Below are 19,848 nucleotides of genomic sequence, written 5' to 3' on the forward strand. Positions count from 1 at the left end.
GTTCTGCCGGATCGTCTCGGCGGATCTCGGCCCGCTCGTCCGGGGGATGCCACACCCCCGTCAGCCGATGACGCTGCGAGGCGCACGATGCCGTCCCCGCCGCGCGCAGTCCATGACGCCGCCGAACCCACCGCCGGGGACGCCGCGCCGCACTCGGCCGATCACGCCGCCCGCGCTCAGTCGATCCGGTGGATCCAGCCGTTGCGGTCCTCGGCCCGGCCCCGCTGGATGTCGACCAACTGCTGCCGCAGCCGCATGGTGACCTCGCCGGGGCTGCCGTCGGCGATCGGGAACTCCCCGTCGGGGTAGCGCACCTGGCCGATCGGGGTGATCACCGCAGCGGTGCCACAGGCGAAGACCTCGCGCAGCCGGCCGCTGGCCGCGTCGGCCCGCCACTCGTCGAACGCCACCGGCCGCTCCAGCACCGTACCGCCGGACTCCCGGACCAGCGTGATCAACGAGTCCCGGGTGATGCCGCGCAGGATCGTGCCGCCGAGCGGCGGGGTGACCAGGGTGCCGTCGTCGTAGACGAAGAAGATGTTCATGCCGCCGAGTTCGTCGACGTACCGCCGCTGCACGGCGTCGAGGAAGACCACCTGGTCGCAGCCGTGCTCGATCGCCTCGGCCTGGGCGACCAGCGAGGAGGCGTAGTTGCCGCCGAACTTCGCCTCGCCGGTGCCGCCGGGCGCGGCCCGGGTGTAGGTGGGCGAGACCCAGACGTCGACCGGCTGCACGCCCCGGGCGAAGTACGAGCCGACCGGCGAGGCGATCACCATGTAGAGGTATTCGTTGGACGGGCGCACCCCGAGGAAGACCTCGTTGGCGAACATGAACGGCCGGAGGTAGAGGCTGCCCTCCTCGGAGGTCGGCAGCCAATCCCGGTCGATCTCCACCAGGTGCCGCAGCGAGTCCAGGAACGCCGCCTCGGGCAGCTCGGGCATGGCCATCCGGCGGGCCGACTCGGCGAACCGGGCGGCATTGGCGTCCGGCCGGAACATCGTCACCGAGCCGTCCGCCGCCGAGTACGCCTTCAGCCCCTCGAAGATCTCCTGGGCGTAGTGCAGCACCGCGCTGGCCGGGTCCATCGGGATCGGCGCCCGGGCCTCCACGCGGGCGTCGTACCAGCCCTTGGTCTCGGCGTACCGGATCGTGACCATGTGGTCGGTGAAGACCCGTCCGAATCCCGGGTTGGCCATCAGCGCCGCACGCTCGGCGGCGGCTACCGGCTGAGGATTCTGACGGATCTCGAAGTCGAGCTTGTCACCACCGCTCATCGTGCTGACCTCCAGAGAGTGGACCGGTGCCCGGGCACGGGCGGACCGGAACATGGGAGTTGTGCCTGAAACTTACCCGAACGGTCGTTCAACCTCGACCCTCCGGGCGACCGGCGAGCCGCACCACCCGCGCCTTCGCCCAGATCCGGCGGTTGCCGGAGCCCTGGGCGGAACGGGTCGGGCGGCTCAGGACGCCGCGTGGGCGGCGAGCCGGTCTCCGACATCGGCGGTGCGCCGCGGCGAGCCCGAGGTGCGGGTGGCCAGCTCGGCGGCGACCGCCTCGGTTACTCGGCGGGCCGCGTCGGGGTGGCCCAGGTGGTCGAGGAGCAGCGCGGTGGAGAGCACCGCGGCGGCCGGGTCGGCGACGCCCTGACCGGCGATGTCCGGCGCCGAGCCGTGCACCGGCTCGAACATCGACGGGTACGCCCGCTCGGGGTTGATGCTGCCGCTGGCGGCCAGCCCGATCCCGCCGGTGACCGCGGCGGCGATATCGGTGAGGATGTCCCCGAAGAGGTTGTCGGTGACCACCACGTCGTACCGCTGCGGCTGGGTGACCAGGAACATCGCGGCCGCGTCGACGTGCTGGTATTCGGTCTCGATGTCCGGATGCTCGGCGGCGACCGCGGCGAAGGCCCGGGCCCAGAGCGAACCGGCGTGGGCCAGCACGTTGGTCTTGTGCACCAGGGTCACCTTGCGGCGCTCCCGGCGGCCCGCCCGGGCAAACGCGTCCCGGATCACCCGCTCGACGCCGTGCCGGGTGTTCAGGCTCTCCTCGGTGGCGATCTCGGCCGGGGTGTCCCGGTGCAGCGTGCCGCCGGCCCCGGCGTAGAGGCCCTCGGTGCCCTCCCGGACGACCACCAGGTCGATCTCGTTCGGCTTGACGCTGGCCAGCGGGCCGGTGGTGCCCGGCCAGAGCCGGGACGGCCGGAGGTTGACGTACTGGTCGAACTCGAAGCGGAGCTTGAGCAGCAGGCCGCGCTCGAGCACCCCCGGCGGCACGGTGGGGTCGCCGACCGCGCCGAGCAGGATCGCGTCGTGCTCGGCCAGTTCGGCGAGCACGGAGTCGGGCAGCACCTCACCGGTCCGGTGGTAGCGGGCGGCCCCGAGATCGTATTCGGTGGCCTCGACCCCGGGCAGTACGGCGTCGAGCACCTTGCGGGCCTGTTCGACCACCTCCGGCCCGATGCCGTCGCCAGCCACCACCGCGATCCGCGCCACCGCCACGTCCCAGCTCCCTTGCCTCCGTCGTGTCTAGGGAACGTTAAGGGACCGTCCCGGGTCCCGGTACGGCACTCCCAATATCTGGAAAGTCAACTGCACAGGAGCTTCTCAGCCAGCACTCATGCTCTAGCCATCTTCGCTACCTAGGGTGAGCGCGAAGAACGGCTCACGGGCTGGAAGCGGCCCGCCGGGCTGGAGGGGCTAGACGCGGATCCAGGGGGCGAACGTGCGGATCCAGGGGGCGAACATGCGAATCCCGGGAGCTGGCCGGGTTCGGGGACAGCGTAGCCGGAGCCTGCCGCCGGCGCCCGCCGTGGGCCGGGGACGGCCGGACCTGCGGTTGGGCGCCGGCTGGCGCAACGTCCGGCCCGGCGCGACCCTGACCGACCGGGTGGTCGCCCGGCACACCGTGCAGACCTCGATCGCCGAGTACACCCTGGTGCTGAACGGGATGGGCGCGGTCGGCTGGCGCGGGGTCGGGGACGCGCTGCGGGACGCCGTCGCCGAGCTGCGGGCGATCGACCTCACCTACAGCCCGGCCCGGCCGGCCAGCCTGGTCTCCCGGCTGCGCCGGGGCGAGATCTCCGCCGACGCCTACCCGCCGCTGGCCGACATCGTCGCCCGGTGCGCCGCGATGCGGGCCGCCACGGACGGCTGGTTCGACGCCTGGGCGGTGCCCGGCGGCTTCGACCCGGGCGGCCTGCTGGTCGGCTGGGCGGTGGAGCGGGCCGCCGCCCGGCTGCGGGCCGCCGGCATCGAGGACTACGCCGTGGTCAGCGGCGCCGACCTGGTGGTACGCGGCCACGCGCCGCACGGCGGCCCCTGGCGGATCGCGGTGCACCACCCGACCCAGAGCGAGCGGCAGCCGACGATGCTGGAGATGACCTCCGGCGCGATCGGCACCTCGGGCGTCGCCGGCCGGCGCGGCCACGTGATCGACCCGCACACCGGGCAGCCGGCCGACAAGTTGGTCGCGGCCACGGTCGCCGGTCCGGATCTCGCGGTCGCCGACGGGTACGCCACCGCCCTGTTCGCCGCCGGCCGTCCCGGCCTCGACTGGTTCCCCACCCGGGACGGCTACCGGGCCCTCTTCGCCACCGCCCGCTGACCGATCCGCCGGCAGGAAGCCGGAGGATCGCGCGCCCTTGTGGAACGGCGCCTGAGGACTGGAAACGCGATCGGCCCCCGCGATCTCGGCAACGATCGCGGGGGCCGATCAGCGACGAGTGCGCGTGGCTCGCGCACACGGGGGTGCTGGCTACCCGGCCGGCGCGACGCCTCATCACCCGAAGACGAGTCCACGCCCAGGAACTCGCCGGGTATCCGCGTCAATACGCTATCGACCCGACGTGAGTCCCCGCAAGAGTTGCCCGTTCCGCGTGTCGGCGGGCTATCCGAGAAAAGGTCACCGACTCAGTGGCACCCTGTACCCCCGTGAGTTCTGATCTGTCAACACTCTTGGGACACGGGAGCCCGGTGTGAGCTTCGATCTGATCGTATGGGCGCTCGGGCCCGGCGCCGGCGCCGAGGACGTACGCGCGGCACACCGTCGGTGCCGGCAGGGTGTCCACGTCGGGGGAAAACCGGAACCACGGATCTCGGCGTTCCACCGGGCGATCATCGCCGGCTATCCGGACCGGCCGGGGCCGGGCACGCCGTGGGCGGTGACTCCACTGCACCTCGCCGTCGACCACGTGGAGATGAACCTCGACGAGTCCTGTCCGGACCAGGTACTGCTCGACATCGAACGGTTGGCCGCACAGCACGGCCTGATGCTGCTCGACCCGCAGGACGGCTCGGTCTATCCGCCGCCGACCCCGGTGAGCGGCTGACCCGGACGGGGCGGCCGGGCAACGATCGCCCCGTCCGGGCACCGCGGGCTCAGGCCCCGCTCACGCCTCCTCGTCGCGCAGGTCGGCGGCGCTCGCCGCGACCGCGCCGATCGAGTCGGCCGCCGAACTGAGCAGCTCCGCCGCGGTCGCCGAGTCCACCGTCAGGGTCATCAGCGCCTCGCCACCGGCCTCGCGCCGGGCCACCTGCATCGCCGCGATGTTGACGCCCGCCTCGCCGAGGATCGATCCGATGGTGCCGACCACGCCGGGCTTGTCGACGTAGCGGAAGAAGAGCAGGATGCCGTCCGCGCCGAGTTCCAGGTCGAAGCCGTCCACTTCGGTCAGCTTGAGCACGTCGCGGGTGCCGGCGTGCACGGCGGTGCCGGAGACCGACACGGTCCGGCCGTCCGGCAGCGCGCCGCGCACGGTGACCAGGTTCGGGTGGTCGATGGTCTCCGCGTGCGTGGTCAGGGCCACCGTGACGCCCCGGTCGGCGGCGAGCAGCGGCGCGTTGACGTAGCTCACCTGCTCCTCCACGACCGAGGTGAACAGGCCCTTGGTGGCGGCCAGCTTCAGCACCGAGACGTCGTTGGCGACGATCTCGCCGCGTACCTCGACGGTGACGCTGGCGGCCACCCCGCCGGCCACCGCGGTGAAGACCTTGCCCAGCTTCTCGGCGAGCGGCAGCAGCGGCCGGACGTCCTCGGCGACCACGCCGCCGGTCTGCACGTTCACCGCGTCCGGCACGAACTCGCCCTGCAGGGCGAGCTTGACGCTGCGGGCGACCGCCAGGCCCGCCTTGTCCTGCGCCTCGGCGGTGGAGGCGCCCAGGTGCGGGGTGGCCACCACGTTGTCGAAGGCGAACAGCGGCGAGGCGGTGCAGGGCTCCTTCGAGTACACGTCGATGCCGGCGCCGCCGACCCGGCCCTCGGCGATCGCGTCGGCGAGTGCCTGCTCGTCGATCAGGCCGCCCCGGGCCGCGTTGACGATCCGGACGCCGGGCTTGACCAGGGCGAGTTCCTTCTCACCGATCAGACCGACCGTCTCCGGGGTCTTCGGCAGGTGGATCGAGATGAAGTCGCTCTCCCGGAGCAGTTCCTCCAGCCCGACCAGGCGTACGCCGAGCTGCGCCGCCCGGGCCGGCTGCACGTACGGGTCGTACGCGATCAGCCGGGTGCCGAACGCCGCGATGCGCTGCGCGAAGAGCACGCCGATCCGGCCGAGCCCGACCACGCCGACGGTCTTGCCCTGGATCTCCACGCCGGTGTACTTGGACCGCTTCCACTCCCCCGCCTTCAGCGCGGCGCTGGCGCTCGCGGTGTTCCGGGCGACGGCCAGCAGCAGCGCGAGCGCCTGCTCGGCGGCGGAGACGATGTTGGAGGTCGGCGCGTTGACCACCATCACGCCCCGGGCGGTCGCGGCTGCCACCTCGACGTTGTCCAGCCCGACGCCCGCCCGGGCCACCACCTTGAGCCGGGGTGCCGCGGCGACGGCCTCGGCGTCGACCTGGGTGGCGCTGCGTACGATGACCGCGTCGGCCTCGGCGAGCGCGGCCAGCAGGGCCGGGCGGTCGGTGCCGTCGACGTGGCGTACGTCGAAGTCGTGCGCGAGCACGTCGATTGCGGCGGGAGCGAGCTCTTCAGCGATCAGTACGACGGGAGTCATTGGTCCTCGTATATGTCGTCCGGGCGAGGTCTGCGGCGACGTGGGCGCCGCACTGCGTCCCGCGCTCCGCCAAACGGGTGCTTCCCTACGGTGCGGACGCACCTATCTGCCGATCGTAGGCGCCGGGCTGCGCACGGTGCGGCGCAGAACCGCGTGAGTGCCCTCACAGGGTGCGCCGCCGGGGCGGTCCGGTCGGCGCGGGCGAATCCCGCGACACCGGGCGGAACCGCTGGTCACCGCCGCACGACCGGCCGGGCGGAACCGCTGGTCACCGCCGCACGACCGGCCGGAGGGAAGGGACGGCGTGCCGGCGGCTCAGGCCGAGGTGAAGACCTCGGGTCCGGGCAGCGCGGGGTGCGGCCGGAGCTGGCTGACCAGCGACCGGGTACCGAGCTGGCGGAAGGTCCCCGCCTCGGTCTCCAGTACGTCGCGCAGCAGGTCCAGGTCGAGCGAACCCACCGGCGGATAGATCCGCTCCCGGGGCGGCTCCTCGCCGGGCGCGAGCGCCTGCTGGGCGACCATGAAGTCGAGGATCGCCTGGCGGACCGCGGGCAGCGCGACCGGCGAGTGGTAGAGCACGTTCAGCGCCTGCATCCGCATGCCCTGCACGTGGTCCTCGCCCTTGTTGTCGTGGAAGTGTGGGTTACGGGTCTCGATCTGGAGTACCGGAACGGAACTCGCCATCACCTCGGGATGGGCGGTGTCGAGCAGCCCGCCGAACTGTTCGAACAACTCCACGAACTCGAACGGCTCCACCGCGAAGCCGCCGGCCAGCCGCATCCGCAACCCGAGGTCGAGACTGAGTGCGTGCTCGCCGGCATTGCCGGTGGCGATCACCTCGGTGCCGAACCCGGAATACTCGGCCACCAGCCGGTTCAGGAACTCGTTGGTGATCTCGGAACTCCGGCCGCGCCGGCTGAAGAAGAGCCGCCCGTCCCGCAGTTTCGGCTTCGAGTGCCAGGAGATTCGGACCATCGCGTACGGATTGGCCGCGAGGTGCAGGCCGGCGGCGTACACCTTGACGTACTCGTGCACGGCGCCCGGCACATAGTTATCCGCATCGATATAGCCGAGGTACTTGCGACCGGTCAGCGCGGCGACCGCCATGCCGATCAGCATCGCCTCACCCTTGCCGGCCCGGACCAGCCCGTCGTCGTCGATCAGCTCCGGCATGCCGGCGGCCTTGACGGCGGCGGCCAGCCCCGGATCCTGCTGGTGCACCATGATCGCCGGCCGCTCGGTCGCCCGGCAGTACTGCTCCAGGGTCTGCGCTTCCATGTCGTAGCGATCGACCGGATGCCTGGCGCTGTTCGAGACCAGCACGATCAGGCAGTCGTGCGGAATCCCCGAGAGCACGCCTTCGATTACTCTGCGTGTCTCATTCATACAGGGAATGACGATGACCATCTGCCGCTCGATCGCGCGCATCGCCGCCTGCGAGACGATCCCCTCGCCGGTGGTCCCCGTGGCGTCTCCCGAGTCCAGCTGGATGACACGCTGGAGTTCGTGGATACGGACGGCGCCGAAACGCTCGGTGCGGTGCGATTGCTCCAGACGCATGCGGCGACAGTACCCGAGCGGACGCATTAACCGCGCGTAACCGCCGACCATTTCCTGACGACAACGGTCCGGGTAGCGATTGGACGCCGAATGGCAATGATCCGGTAACTCGCCGGGAGAAGATCCGGTAACGACATTGATCTCCAGCCCCGTGCGGGTGCCGCTCCGGGCCGGTGTGCTCACCGGCCCGGAGCCCGCCGCGTCAGGCCGTCTCGGTGATCGGCCGGTCGACCCAGCTCATCATGCCGCGCAGCTTCTTGCCGGTCTCCTCGATCGGGTGCGCCGCGCCCTCGGCCCGCCACTTGGTGAAGTTGGGCCGGCCCGCGTCGTCCTCGGCGATCCACTCGCGGGCGAACTCGCCGGACTGGATCTCGGAGAGGATCTTCCGCATCTCGTCCTTGACCCGGGCGTCGACCACCCGCGGGCCCCGCGAGTAGTCGCCGTACTCGGCGGTGTCGGAGACGCTGTAGCGCATCCGGGCGATGCCGCCCTCGTACATCAGGTCGACGATCAGCTTCAGCTCGTGCAGGCACTCGAAGTACGCCACCTCGGGCGCGTACCCGGCCTCGGTGAGCACCTCGAAACCGGTCTGCACCAGCGCGGAGGCGCCACCGCAGAGCACCGCCTGCTCGCCGAAGAGGTCGGTCTCGGTCTCCTCCTTGAAGGTGGTGCGGATCGCACCGGCCCGGGTGCCGCCGATCGCCTTGGTGTAGGCGAGTGCGAGCGGGAAGGCGGTGCCGGTGGCGTCCTGCTCCACCGCGACCAGGCAGGGCACGCCCTTGCCGTCGACGTACTGCCGGCGGACCAGGTGACCCGGGCCCTTCGGGGCGACCATCGCCACGTCGACGTCGGCCGGCGGGGTGACGAAGCCGTACCGGATGTTCAGGCCGTGGCCGAAGAACAGCGCCTTGCCCGCGGTCAGGTGCGGCGCGATGGCCTCGGCGTAGAGCGACCGCTGCGCGGTGTCCGGCGCCAATACCATGATCACGTCGGCCTCGGCCGACGCCTCGGCCGGGGTCAGCACCCGAAGGCCCTGCTCCTGCGCCTTCGCCCGGCTCTTGGAACCCTCCGGCAGACCGATCACCACGTCGACGCCCGAGTCGCGCAGCGACAGCGCGTGGGCGTGGCCCTGGCTGCCGTACCCGAGCACCGCGACCTTCTTGCTCTGGATGAGCCCCAGGTCGGCGTCGTCGTCGTAGAACACCTCAGCGGTCATGACTTTCCTCTCCTGCGGCGCGACCCGGCCGGGCCCGCCGTTGCCAATCGTTATGCGGGGTCCGCCGTGGTCAGGCGGCCCGCAGCGCCGAACCGGTGGTGATCGAACGGGAGCCCCGCCCGATGGCCACCAGACCCGACTGCACCATTTCCTTGATTCCGAACGGTTCGAGATCGCGCAGCAGCGCGTCCAGCTTGTCAGCGGTGCCGGTCGCCTCGATCGTGAGGGTGTCCGGCGCGACGTCCACCACCCTGGCCCGGAACAGGTTCACCGTCTCCAGCACCTGGGCCCGCTGCGAGCGGTCGGCCCGGACCTTGACCAGCACCAGCTCCCGGGCCACCGAGACGCCCGGATCCAGCTCGACGATCTTGAGTACGTTGACCAGCTTGTTGAGCTGCTTGGTGACCTGCTCCAGCGGCGAGGTCTCGGCGTTGACCACGATGGTGATCCGGGAGACGTCCGGGTTCTCCGTCTCGCCGACCGCCAGCGAGTCGATGTTGAAGCCCCGGCGGGAGAAGAGCCCACTCACCCGGGCCAGGACACCGGGCTTGTTCTCCACCAGCACGGACAGGGTGTGCTTGCTCATCGCTCCGGCCTCACAGCTCGTCGTCGTCGAAGGCGGGGCGGACCCCACGGGCGAACATGATCTCGTCGTTGCTGGTGCCGGCGGCCACCATCGGCCAGACCATGGCGTCCTTGCCGACCACGAAGTCGACCACCACCGGCGCGTCGTTGATCTCCATCGCGGCCTTGATGGTCCTGTCCACGTCGGCCTTGCTCTCGCAGCGCAACCCGACGCAGCCCAGCGCCTCGGCCAGCTTGACGAAATCCGGGATGCGGTGCTTGTGGGTGCCGAGTTCGGTGTTGGAGTAGCGCTCGCCGTAGAAGAGCGTCTGCCACTGCCGGACCATGCCCAGGTTGCCGTTGTTGATCACAGCGATCTTGACCGGGATCCCCTCCAGGGCGCAGGTCGCCAGCTCCTGGTTGGTCATCTGGAAGCAGCCGTCGCCGTCGATGCCCCAGACCGTGGTGTCCGGCTTGCCGACCTTGGCGCCCATCGCCGCCGGCACGGCGTACCCCATGGTGCCCAGGCCGCCGGAGTTGAGCCAGGTGTACGGCTTCTCGTACGAGACGAACTGCGCCGCCCACATCTGGTGCTGGCCGACCCCGGCCACGTAGATCGCCTCCGGACCGGCGATCGCGCCCAGCCGCTCGATCACGTACTGCGGGGCCAGGGTGCCGTCGGTCGGCTCGTCGTAGCCGAGCGGGTAGCGGTCGCGCAGGTCGTCCAGCTGCGCCCACCACTCCGTCCGGTCGATCGCCGCGGTCTGACCGGCGGCTGCCGCCCGGACCGCCTCGATCAGCTCGTCGATCACGTATTTCGCGTCACCGACGATCGGCACGTCGGCGGCGCGGTTCTTGCCGATCTCCGCCGGGTCGATGTCGGCGTGCACGATCGCCGCCCCCGGGGCGAACGAGTCCAGCTTGCCGGTCACCCGGTCGTCGAACCGGGCCCCCAGCGCCACGATCAGGTCCGACTTCTGCAGGGCGTAGACCGCGGCGACCGTACCGTGCATGCCGGGCATGCCGAGGTGCTGCGGGTGCGAGTCCGGGAAGGCGCCCCGGGCCATCAGCGTGGTCAGTACCGGGATGCCGGTCAGCTCGGCCAGCTTGCGCAGCCCCTCGGTGGCGCCGGCCTTGAGCACGCCGCCGCCGACGTAGAGCACCGGGCGGCGGGCCGTGGTCATCAGCCGGGCCGCCTCGCGGATCTGCTTGCCGTGCGGGTGCAGGGTCGGCCGGTAGCCCGGCAGGTCCAGGGTGGGCGGCCAGCTGAAGGTGGTCTGCGCCTGGAGGACGTCCTTGGGGATGTCGACCAGCACCGGGCCGGGCCGGCCGGTGGCGGCCAGGTGGAACGCCTCGGCCAGGATCCGCGGGATCTCCTCGGCGGTCTGCACCAGGAAGTTGTGCTTGGTGATCGGCAGGGTGATGCCCTGGATGTCCGCCTCCTGGAAGGCGTCCGTGCCGATCGCCGGCCGGGCCACCTGACCGGTGATCGCCACCATCGGCACCGAGTCCATGTACGCGTCCGCGATCGGCGTGACCAGGTTCGTCGCGCCCGGCCCGGAGGTGGCGATGCAGACCCCGACCCGGCCGGTGGCCTGCGCGTACCCGGTGGCGGCGTGCCCGGCGCCCTGCTCGTGGCGGACCAGGATGTGCCGCACCGACGAGTCGTAGAGCGGGTCGTACGCCGGCAGGATCGCCCCGCCCGGGATGCCGAACGCGACGTCGACGCCGAGCGACTCCAGCGACTTCACCAGCGAGCCGGCCCCGGAGACCTGGACCGGTGCTACCACCTGCCCGGTTCCGGCCGCCCGGCCCGGCTCGGCGAGCGGGCCGGGCTGGTCAGCGGCCGGCTGGGCACCCGGGCGGAGTCGGCGGGGGAACTGGTCGGAGGGGTCGTTGCTCCCCTCGGCAGCGGCGGACCGGTGGCGCCGCGCGCTGTTGGCCAGGGTCTCGGGTGTGGGTCTCGTCATGGCTATTCAGGCCTTCGGCTCGGAGCAGTGATCTTTTCCAGATGTACGGGGCGGTGCGGGCGGGCCGCCTCGACCGGCGGCCGATCCACACAAACCGGCAGGAGTGGTACGCCAACCGGGGCGACTGCGCCGCCAGCGCGGGATACGTGGCCAATAAAAACGGCCCTCGTGCTGATGCACGGGGCCTGCGCACTCTCGGGAGTCGAGAGTGCGCTCAGATAAGTACTCGGAAGGACCTGGTCGCAGACATGCGGCTAAGCCTGACGCATCTCACGCGATGAGTCAACTGATCCCGCATTTTGGGCACTTTCGGCTTTCGGGTCCGCCGGCCCGTCGCTGGGCCTGCGCTGCCGGGGCGCGCTGCGGTTGTTGCCGCCGATCCGGGAGGTGGACGTGCCGGCGTCGCCCTGCGGGCGGGACTCCGATCCGCTCCCCTCGGGCGGGCTGGCCGCCTCCAGCATCGCCTCCAGGTGCTCGGCCGGCACCCCCCAGCCGAAGAGCTGGCCCTGCCCGAACCGGCAGCCCGCCTCGACCACGGCGGCGAGTTCGGTCCGGTTGGTCACCCCCTCGGCGATCACCTCCAGCCCGAGCTGGTGGCCGAGCCGCATCACCACGTCCACCATCGGGGCGAAGGCCCGGCCGTCCGGTGGCCGGATCGGCTCCGGGCCGGCGACCAGGCTGTGGTCGATCTTGAGGATGTCGATCGGCAGCCGGCGGAGCTGGCCCAGTGACGAATATCCGGCGCCGAAGTCGTCCAGCGCGATGCGTACCCCGGTCAGCCGCAGTGTCCGGAGCCGGCGGATCAGCTCGTCCAGGTCGGTCGCCACGGCGTGCTCGGTCACCTCCAGCACCAGCCGCTGCGGCGGCACCCGGTGCGCGCGCAGCGCCTCGGTGACCTGGAGGACGTACTCCGGAGCGTGCAGTTCCCGGGGCGACACGTTGACCGACACCCAGACGTCGTGCCCGGCCGCCAGCCAGAGGGAGAGCTGGTGGCAGGCCCGGTGCAGTACCCAGGCACCGAGCTTGGCGATCATCCCGCACTCCTCGGCGAGCGGGATGAACTCGTCCGGGCCGACGTTGCCCAGCTCGGGATGGTGCCAGCGGAGCAGCGCCTCGGCGCCGACCGGCCGGACCGACGGGACCGCCACCACCGGCTGGAACGCGAGGTGCAGCTCGTCCCGCTCGATCGCGCCGCGCAGCTCGTGCTCCAGCGTGGTACGCCGGCGCAGCAGGTTGTCGTAGGCCACGTCGTACCGCTCGACGCGGTTCTTGCCGCGCTGCTTGGCGTACCGCAGGGCCAGGTCGGCGTTGCGCAGCAGGGTCTCCACGTCACCGGCGTCGGCGCTGTCCGCCACCCCGATGCTGACCGACAGGAAGACCGACCCGGCCTCGTGCCGGTACGCCGAACCGACCACCCCGAGCAGCCGCTGCGCGATCCGCTGCGCCTCGGCGGGCCGGGCACGCATCAGCACGGCGAACTCGTCGCCGCCGAGCCGCGCGGCCAGGTCGCCGGGGCGTAGGTTGCTCTTCAGCCGCTGGCCCACCTCGATCAGCACCGCGTCGCCGACGTCGTGCCCCCGCATGTCGTTGACGTTCTTGAAGCCGTCCAGGTCGAGCCCGAGCAGCACCCAGGGCGTCTCCGAGTCGGCCTGCTGCTGCACCGCCCGGAGCAGCCCCCGGCGGTTGGCCAGCCCGGTCAGCGGGTCGGTGTGCGCCAGTTCCCGGAAGTGCGCCTCCCGCTCGGCGAGCCGACCGGCGTAGGCCCGTACGTCGGCCAGCGCCAGGTATTGCCGGGCGACCAGGCCGAAGCCCTCGACGATGCCGGCCACCACCGCCAGGATCGTGAAGGTACCGCCGACCAGCAGGTGGTAGACGGCGGAGACGGCCATCGCCATCATCGGCAGCACGGCGTAGGTGCCGCGCCGGATGACGTCGCCGTCCGGCCCGCCCGCCGGGTCGGGTGCCCGGCCGGCCAGCGCGACCATCAGCAGGCCGAACGGCAGCAGCACCGCCCCGACCAGCGCGACCACCGGACCGGCCTGACAGATCCCGGCCGAGATGGCCAGCCCGGACCCGGTCACCACGGTCACGCCGGTACCGGCCAGCAGCAGCCCGCGCCGGGGCGCCCGCGCCCGGGCGCCGACGATGAAGGTCAGCCCGACCGCCACCGCCGCCGTGACGGTGGCCACCAGGATGGCCAGGCAGCCGATCGGGGTGAGGTCGCCGAGCACCCGGGTCGGGTCGGTGAGCAGCACCCAGCCGACGAACCAGAGCGCCGCCCCGATCACCAGCCCGTCCAGCACCAGCCGGAGCGCCGCGGCGGGCGTCTCGGCGACGCCGGGCAACCGGAGCAGACCGGCGCAGAGCAGCGCCCCGCTGACCGCCATCCCGGCCGCGATCAGGGTCGCCAGGCCGCCGCGCTGGGCCTGCTCGTGCTGCCAGTGCTCGGTCATGGTGACCAGCGCGAACAGTCCCAGTGCGGCGCTGGCCGCCGCGAGCGCGCCACCGATCGCGAGCAGCCAGTGCCCGAACCGGCGCGCACCGGTGTGCCGGTGCGCCGACAACGCCAGCATGACCGGCCCGCAGCAGGATGCGAGACCGGTCGCCACGGCGAGGACCGGCGCACCGGAGAGGAGTTGCACGGGTTCACTCTGCCGGATCGACCGCACTCCATGGGGGAGCGCGCGCCGGTTCCTCGATCAGAGGCACAGACCGCCCATTCGGGCATCACCGGGATCATCGGGCCAGATCGAGCCGGCCCGCTCCGGCGGAGGCTGGCCGGGTCGGGCCCCGCCGGCGTCCCGCTGGCTGGACCCGGCGGACCGCGAAGGCGGCGGAGCGCGGCCCGAAGTGCCACACTGGTCGAATGCCTGACCTGCGGTCGAAGACCTCCACACACGGCCGGACGATGGCCGGCGCCCGCGCGCTGTGGCGGGCTACCGGGATGACCGACGACGACTTCGGCAAGCCGATCGTCGCCATCGCGAACAGCTTCACCCAGTTCGTACCGGGGCACGTCCACCTCAAGGACCTCGGCGGGCTGGTCGCGGACGCGGTGGCGGAGGCCGGCGGTGTCGGCCGGGAGTTCAACACCATCGCGGTCGACGACGGCATCGCGATGGGGCACGGCGGGATGCTCTACTCGCTGCCCAGCCGCGAGCTGATCGCCGACGCGGTCGAATACATGGTCAACGCGCACTGCGCGGACGCCCTGGTCTGCATCTCCAACTGCGACAAGATCACACCCGGGATGCTGCTCGCCGCGCTCCGGCTGAACATCCCGACGGTCTTCGTCTCCGGCGGCCCGATGGAGGCCGGCAAGACGGTGGCGATCGAGGGCATCGTGCACGACAAGATCGACCTGATCGACGCGATGATCGCCTCGTCCAACGACGCGGTCACCGACGACCAGCTCGGCGCGATCGAGCGCTCCGCCTGCCCCACCTGCGGCTCCTGCTCCGGCATGTTCACCGCCAACTCGATGAACTGCCTCACCGAGGCGATCGGCCTGGCACTGCCCGGCAACGGCTCGGTGCTGGCCACCCACGCCGCCCGCAAGGCGCTCTTCGAGCGGGCCGGGCGGCTCGTCGTGGAGATCGCCAACCGCTGGTACGCCGACGACGACGCCTCGGTACTGCCCCGGTCGATCGCCTCCCGGGCCGCTTTCGAGAACGCCGTCGCCCTGGACGTGGCGATGGGCGGCTCCACCAACACGGTGCTGCACCTGCTGGCCGCGGCCCGGGAGGCGGAGCTGGACTTCGGCGTCGCCGACATCGACGAGATCTCCCGCCGGGTGCCCTGCCTGGCCAAGGTCGCCCCGAACTCGCCGAAATACCACATGGAGGACGTGCACCGGGCCGGCGGCATCCCGGCGATCCTCGGTGAGCTGGACCGGGCCGGGCTGCTGCGCCGGGACGTACACGCGGTGCACTCGGCCGACCTGGACGGCTGGCTGGCCGACTGGGACATCCGGAGCGGCAAGGCGAGCCGGGAGGCGATCGAGCTGTTCCACGCCGCCCCCGGCGGGGTACGCACCACCGAGCCGTTCTCCACCGCCAACCGCTGGTCCACGCTGGACACCGACGCGGCCGAGGGCTGCATCCGGGACCGGGCGCACGCCTACACCGCCGACGGCGGGCTGGCCATCCTGCACGGCAACCTCGCCCCGGAGGGTGCGGTGGTGAAGACCGCCGGGGTGCCCGCCGACTGCCTCACCTTCCGGGGTCCGGCCAAGGTCTACGAGTCGCAGGAGGCCGCCGTCGACGCGATCCTCGGCAAGCGGGTCGTCGCCGGTGACGTGGTGGTGATCCGGTACGAGGGTCCGAAGGGCGGGCCGGGGATGCAGGAGATGCTCTACCCCACCTCGTTCCTGAAGGGACGCGGCCTCGGCCGGGAGTGCGCGCTGATCACCGACGGCCGGTTCTCCGGCGGCACCTCCGGGCTCTCCATCGGACACGTCTCCCCCGAGGCGGCCGGCGGCGGGCTGATCGCGCTGGTCGAGGAGGGCGACGAGATCGTCATCGACATCCCGGCCCGGAACATCGAACTGGCGGTGACCCCGGAGGTGCTGGAGGCGCGCCGGATCGCGCAGGAGAAGCGGGAGCGGCCGTACACGCCGGTGGACCGGGAGCGGCCGGTCTCCGCCGCGTTGCGCGCGTACGCCTCGATGGCGACCTCGGCCAGCGACGGCGCCTACCGGCGCGTCCCGGAGTGAGCACGGCGGCGAGCGCGGGCGCCCCGACGGGGTGACCCACGCTCGCCGCCGCGTCAGGCCTGGCGGGCCCGCAGGGTGTTCACCATCGCCACCGCGGTCGGCACGTCCCGGCAGGTGACCAGCCGGCGGCTGCCGTCGGTCAGCCGGAGCGCCAGCGCCGGGCCGGGCAGCAGCGGCAGGTCGCGGGCGGTGGCACCGCGCAGCATGCCGCGGAGCAGCCAGTCCTCCACCGCCAGGTGGTCCGCCTCGGCGGCCGCGATGGCGGAGATCGGCACCCGCCGTCGCAGCGGGCCGATCGCCACCCGGACCGCCTCGCCGTCGATGACCAGGCGGTAGCGGGTGAACGGCACCATCGCCAGGGCCGACACCGCCGGTGCGGCACCGGCCCAGCCGACCACGCCGACCAGCGGCACCAGGACGGCGACCATCAGCACCCCGGTGAGGGCCAGCGCCCCGGTCGTCCAGAGCACCGGGCGCAGCGCCCGGAACTCCCACCAGAGCAGCCGCTCGTCGCCTCCGGCCGCCAGCACCGGCCCCGCCGCGACGGTCTGCTCCGGGACGTCGCGCCCGGCCGCCGCCCGGGCGAGGGTCGGGGACCCGGTGCCGGGTGACGCCGGGGGCGCCGCCCCGGCCAGCAGGTACGCCAGCAGCCCGGCGACCGCCGCGGCCACCATCGGCAGCGCCATCAGCGCGGCGAAGTAACCCCAGGAGAGGCGTACGTCGGCGGCCGTCGGCGCGTCCAGTGCGGCACCGAGCATCATCAGCAGCACGGTGCCGCTGGCCGCGGCGGTGCCGTTCACCGCGACCTGGGCGCCGAGCCGAAGCCAGTGCCGCCCGGTACCGGAGATCCGGCGGGTCAGCGCGAAGACCAGCAACCCGGTCACCCAGACCGCGAGTGCGGAGCCGAGCAGCACTCCGGCCAGGGTGTCGACACCGACCGTGCTGAGCATCGGCCGGTCACCGACTCCGCCGGAGTTGGGCAGGCTCTCCGGGAGGCGGCTCCGCCAGGCCAGCGTCACCGCCGCCGCACCGCCGACCAGGGCCGCGGGCAGCAGACCGCTGCCAATCGTCCACCGGACGCTCCTCATGCGCTCACCTCTCTCGAATACTGCTGCCGCAGCAGCGCGACGGCCTCGTCCAGGCCGACACCGGCGCGGCGGGCAGCCGTCACAAACTCCCGTACCGACTCGATCACCCGGGCCCGCTCGTGCGGGATCTGCCCGGTCACCACCGCGCCCCGGCCTCGGCGAAGCTCGATCAGCCCCTCCTCGCGCAGCGCCGCGTACGCCCGGAGCACGGTGTGCATGTTCACGTCGAGCGTGCCGGCCAACTCCCGCGCGGCCGGCAGCCGGTCTCCCGGGCTGAGTGCGCCGTCGGTCAGTGCCCGGCGCACGCTGCCGGCGATCTGCTCGGTCAGCGGTACGCCGCTGCCCGGTGCCACTCGAAACAACATGTTCGTATTCTACTAGAACAAGTGGCACTATCCGCAAGCACCTACGCCGGGCTCAAGCCACGCACGGGACCGTTCGTGCCCTGTCCGGACGGGAGCGGGCGCGTTACCGGCGAAGGAACCGGGTGATCAGTTCGGCCAGTTCGCCCGGGCGCTCGGCGACCATGGCGTGGCTGGCGCCGTCGAGTTCGCGCACCTCCAGCCACGGGTTGTCCCGGACCGCCGCCAGCCGTTCCAGAACCCGACGCCGGTGCGCGGCGTACAGGTCGTGGAAGGGGCGCTGTTCGGGCATGTCCGCAGTGGCCAGCACCAGCAACAGCGGACAACGGACGTCGCGGTAGACCGGGACGAGGTCCAGCGACTCCATGGCCAGTCGCAGTTCCTCGGTCAGCCCCGGATCGGGACGCAGCCGGCTCGCGTCGCCGTCCGCCGGCACCAGGTTGCGCCGGAACGCCTCCACCCAGATCTCCTCGGCGGAGCCGTACTGCCGGGCCATGGCCCGCTGTCCGGCGACCGCCGCCGCGACCTGCTCGGCGGTGAGCGGCCGGGCCGTCGCGGCGGACATCCCGGCGAAGACCTGGCGGAGCCGGGCGAGTTCGGCCGCCGCCCGGTCCGGCTCCAGGCCGGCGAGGTCCTCCGGCCGGCTCGGCGTGGGATTGCCGTCCAGGCTGACCGCGCCGGGGCAGTCGGGGTGGCGGGCCGCCCAGAGGCTGGCGAGCATGCCGCCCAGCGACATGCCGACCACCGACGGACGGGTCAGCTCCCGCTCGTCGACGACGGCAGCGAGGTCGTCGAGCACCTCGTCCCACTTCCACGGGCCGTCGCCGGAGCGGCCGTGCCCGCGCAGGTCCACCGCGACCACCCGATGCGCCGGGCGCAGCGCCTCGGCCAGCCCGGTCATGGTGACGAGGTTGCCGCCGGCGCCGTGCAGCAGCAGCATCGGGGCGCCGGAGCCGCCGAAGTCCCGGGCGACGATCGGCACCGGGCCGGAGTCGATGGATATTTCGGAGTTGGCAGATAGTTCAGACACGGCGGGGCCGTCCTTCCTCCAGTAGCCGGTCGCGGACGGAGGAGGGCAGCACACCGCCTTCCGGATGACGGACCAGCTTTCCCCGGTTGACCAGGTCGTGGACGCCCTGCCGGGTGATCCCGAGCATCGCCCCGGCCACCGCGTACGTCACCGAACCGGCGGTGGGGTGCCCGACCCGGCGCGCGACGACCTGGCCCAGCGGGCTGCGCCACCAGTCGAGCGGAGGCTCGAACGGACCGTCGCCGGGATAGAGCGTCGAGACGACCCGCATCGCGGTGCCGACCGCCTCCCGGTCGTCGCCGTCGACCAGCCGGTGCGCCCACGCCTCGGCCCGAACCCGCACCACCGCACGCAGCGCGTCGACCACGTCGTCCCCGTCCAGCAGGATCTCCAGCGGATCGAGCAACCGGACGTCCATCGTCCGGAGGAGTTGCTCGACGAGTTCGTCATGGGTCGGCGGCATGCCACCCTCCTCACTTGACGTTCAGTGTCAAGTACTTGACGGGCACTGTCAAGTACTTGACGGGCACTGTCAAGTACTTGACGGGCACTGTCAAGTACTTGGTGGCCGGCCCGGTCGCCGACGGCCGGTCCGGTGGACGACGACGGTCAGGTCTGGGCGCGGACCGGATTGAGCAGCGCGACGAGCACCCCGTCCACCCGGTCGAGCAGCGGGCCGGCGTCCAGGCCGTCCACCAGGGCACTCTCCATCACCCCGTGCAGCCCGTGTAGCAGGAACTCGACCGTGAAGGCCGGATCCTCGACCGCCAGCTCACCGCCGCGCACCCCCTGCGCGACCAGGTCCAGCAGGCCGGCCCGGATCGGCCCGAGTTCGTCGCGCTCCTCGATGCCGGCCTCGTGGAACAGCAACCCGATCAGCGCGGCGTTCGACACCCCGAACTCCAGCATCCCGGCGACGAACCGGCGTACCCGGTCGAGGGCCGGTGCGGCCGGTCCGGCCGAGACCGCCGCGGCACCGGCGGCCAGGATCTGCTCGTTGCAGCGGTTCCGCAACGCGGTGAAGACCTGCGCCTTGGAACCGAAGTACTCGTAGACGGTCCCCTTGCCGAGGCCGGCTTCGGCGGCGATGCCGTCAATGGTCGCGTCGAGACCGTCCCGGAGCAGCACCCGGGCCGCCGCGTCCAGGATCTGTGCCGGTCGTTCGGCCGGCGCCCGGGCCGCGCGGGGCCGCCGTGCTCTCGCTCTGGTGCCGCTCATAGCGCCGGAGCCTAGCGCCGGCCCTTGACAACCGACCAGCGGTCGGTAGGTTGGGTCCACCGTTACCGACCGACGGTCGGTCAATCAACGGTCGCCGACCATGCCTCGTACAGCCCATCCATCCGGTCACCGCC

The 19,848-nt window shown here is 72.2% G+C and carries 16 protein-coding genes; 3 read left to right on the forward strand and 13 right to left on the reverse strand.

Translation table 11 applies throughout. The annotated features are described in order from the left end of the window. Positions 1-176: 176 nt before the first annotated feature. Together ACQEVC_RS00835 and ACQEVC_RS00840 are read right to left on the reverse strand one after the other, a co-directional pair. Complete coding sequence (locus tag ACQEVC_RS00835) at positions 177-1,274, reverse strand: branched-chain amino acid aminotransferase (RefSeq protein ID WP_432872345.1); 1,098 nt, start codon at positions 1,272-1,274, stop codon at positions 177-179. A gap of 186 nt (positions 1,275-1,460) precedes the next feature. Then, positions 1,461-2,492, reverse strand: coding sequence for a 3-isopropylmalate dehydrogenase (locus ACQEVC_RS00840; protein WP_432890924.1), 1,032 nt, complete (start codon positions 2,490-2,492; stop codon positions 1,461-1,463). Between the two features lie 250 nt (positions 2,493-2,742). On the opposite strand from ACQEVC_RS00840, the gene ACQEVC_RS00845 reads away from it, so the two are divergent. Both ACQEVC_RS00845 and ACQEVC_RS00850 read left to right on the forward strand, forming a co-directional pair. After that, positions 2,743-3,603: an FAD:protein FMN transferase gene (locus tag ACQEVC_RS00845; protein ID WP_432872347.1), complete on the forward strand. Its 861-nt coding sequence runs from the start codon at positions 2,743-2,745 to the stop codon at positions 3,601-3,603. A gap of 370 nt (positions 3,604-3,973) precedes the next feature. Beyond that, positions 3,974-4,327 carry a hypothetical protein gene (locus ACQEVC_RS00850; RefSeq protein ID WP_432872349.1) on the forward strand — a complete coding sequence of 118 codons (354 nt, stop codon included), beginning with the start codon at positions 3,974-3,976 and terminating at the stop codon, positions 4,325-4,327. A gap of 60 nt (positions 4,328-4,387) precedes the next feature. On the opposite strand, the gene serA is transcribed toward ACQEVC_RS00850, so the two are convergent. From serA to ACQEVC_RS00880, 6 genes are all read right to left on the reverse strand, one after another. Further along, positions 4,388-5,992 carry a phosphoglycerate dehydrogenase gene (gene serA, locus ACQEVC_RS00855; protein ID WP_432872351.1) on the reverse strand — a complete coding sequence of 535 codons (1,605 nt, stop codon included), beginning with the start codon at positions 5,990-5,992 and terminating at the stop codon, positions 4,388-4,390. A gap of 315 nt (positions 5,993-6,307) precedes the next feature. Further along, entirely contained in the window at positions 6,308-7,552 is a 1,245-nt protein-coding gene (mpgS, locus tag ACQEVC_RS00860; RefSeq protein ID WP_432872354.1) for a mannosyl-3-phosphoglycerate synthase, read from the reverse strand. Between the two features lie 202 nt (positions 7,553-7,754). After that, a complete protein-coding gene (gene ilvC / locus ACQEVC_RS00865; protein ID WP_203858481.1) occupies positions 7,755-8,768 on the reverse strand; it encodes a ketol-acid reductoisomerase in 1,014 nt (337 codons plus the stop codon). Positions 8,769-8,838: 70 nt separating this feature from the next. Next, positions 8,839-9,354, reverse strand: a complete 516-nt coding sequence (ilvN, locus tag ACQEVC_RS00870; protein WP_101370234.1) for an acetolactate synthase small subunit — start codon at positions 9,352-9,354, stop codon at positions 8,839-8,841. Between the two features lie 10 nt (positions 9,355-9,364). Continuing rightward, positions 9,365-11,302 (reverse strand): acetolactate synthase large subunit, encoded by a 1,938-nt coding sequence (locus ACQEVC_RS00875; protein WP_432872358.1) that lies wholly within the window; start codon positions 11,300-11,302, stop codon positions 9,365-9,367. Positions 11,303-11,556: 254 nt separating this feature from the next. Continuing rightward, the gene (locus ACQEVC_RS00880; protein ID WP_432890927.1) at positions 11,557-13,875 is read right to left on the reverse strand and encodes a putative bifunctional diguanylate cyclase/phosphodiesterase; all 2,319 of its coding nucleotides are present in this window, start codon (positions 13,873-13,875) and stop codon (positions 11,557-11,559) included. A 293-nt stretch (positions 13,876-14,168) separates the two neighbouring features. Between ACQEVC_RS00880 and ilvD the strand changes: the two genes are divergently transcribed. Further along, positions 14,169-16,016, forward strand: a complete 1,848-nt coding sequence (gene ilvD, locus ACQEVC_RS00885; protein WP_432872360.1) for a dihydroxy-acid dehydratase — start codon at positions 14,169-14,171, stop codon at positions 16,014-16,016. Positions 16,017-16,069: 53 nt separating this feature from the next. Here ilvD and ACQEVC_RS00890 read toward each other — a convergent pair whose 3' ends face one another. The 5 genes from ACQEVC_RS00890 to ACQEVC_RS00910 all read right to left on the reverse strand — a co-directional run bounded on the left by ACQEVC_RS00890 (position 16,070) and on the right by ACQEVC_RS00910 (position 19,714). Further along, a complete protein-coding gene (locus ACQEVC_RS00890; protein WP_432872362.1) occupies positions 16,070-17,104 on the reverse strand; it encodes a hypothetical protein in 1,035 nt (344 codons plus the stop codon). Then, positions 17,101-17,469: a GntR family transcriptional regulator gene (locus ACQEVC_RS00895; protein ID WP_432872365.1), complete on the reverse strand. Its 369-nt coding sequence runs from the start codon at positions 17,467-17,469 to the stop codon at positions 17,101-17,103. Before ACQEVC_RS00895 ends, ACQEVC_RS00890 begins: the two co-directional genes overlap by 4 nt. A gap of 103 nt (positions 17,470-17,572) precedes the next feature. Next, entirely contained in the window at positions 17,573-18,496 is a 924-nt protein-coding gene (locus ACQEVC_RS00900; RefSeq protein ID WP_432872367.1) for an alpha/beta fold hydrolase, read from the reverse strand. After that, positions 18,489-18,959, reverse strand: a complete 471-nt coding sequence (locus ACQEVC_RS00905) for a hypothetical protein (RefSeq protein WP_432872370.1) — start codon at positions 18,957-18,959, stop codon at positions 18,489-18,491. Before ACQEVC_RS00905 ends, ACQEVC_RS00900 begins: the two co-directional genes overlap by 8 nt. 146 nt (positions 18,960-19,105) lie before the next feature. Next, positions 19,106-19,714 (reverse strand): TetR/AcrR family transcriptional regulator, encoded by a 609-nt coding sequence (locus ACQEVC_RS00910; protein ID WP_432872372.1) that lies wholly within the window; start codon positions 19,712-19,714, stop codon positions 19,106-19,108. Positions 19,715-19,848: the final 134 nt, after the last annotated feature.

It is taken from the genome of Plantactinospora sp. CA-294935 (genome assembly GCF_050936445.1).
Taxonomy (GTDB): domain Bacteria; phylum Actinomycetota; class Actinomycetes; order Mycobacteriales; family Micromonosporaceae; genus Plantactinospora.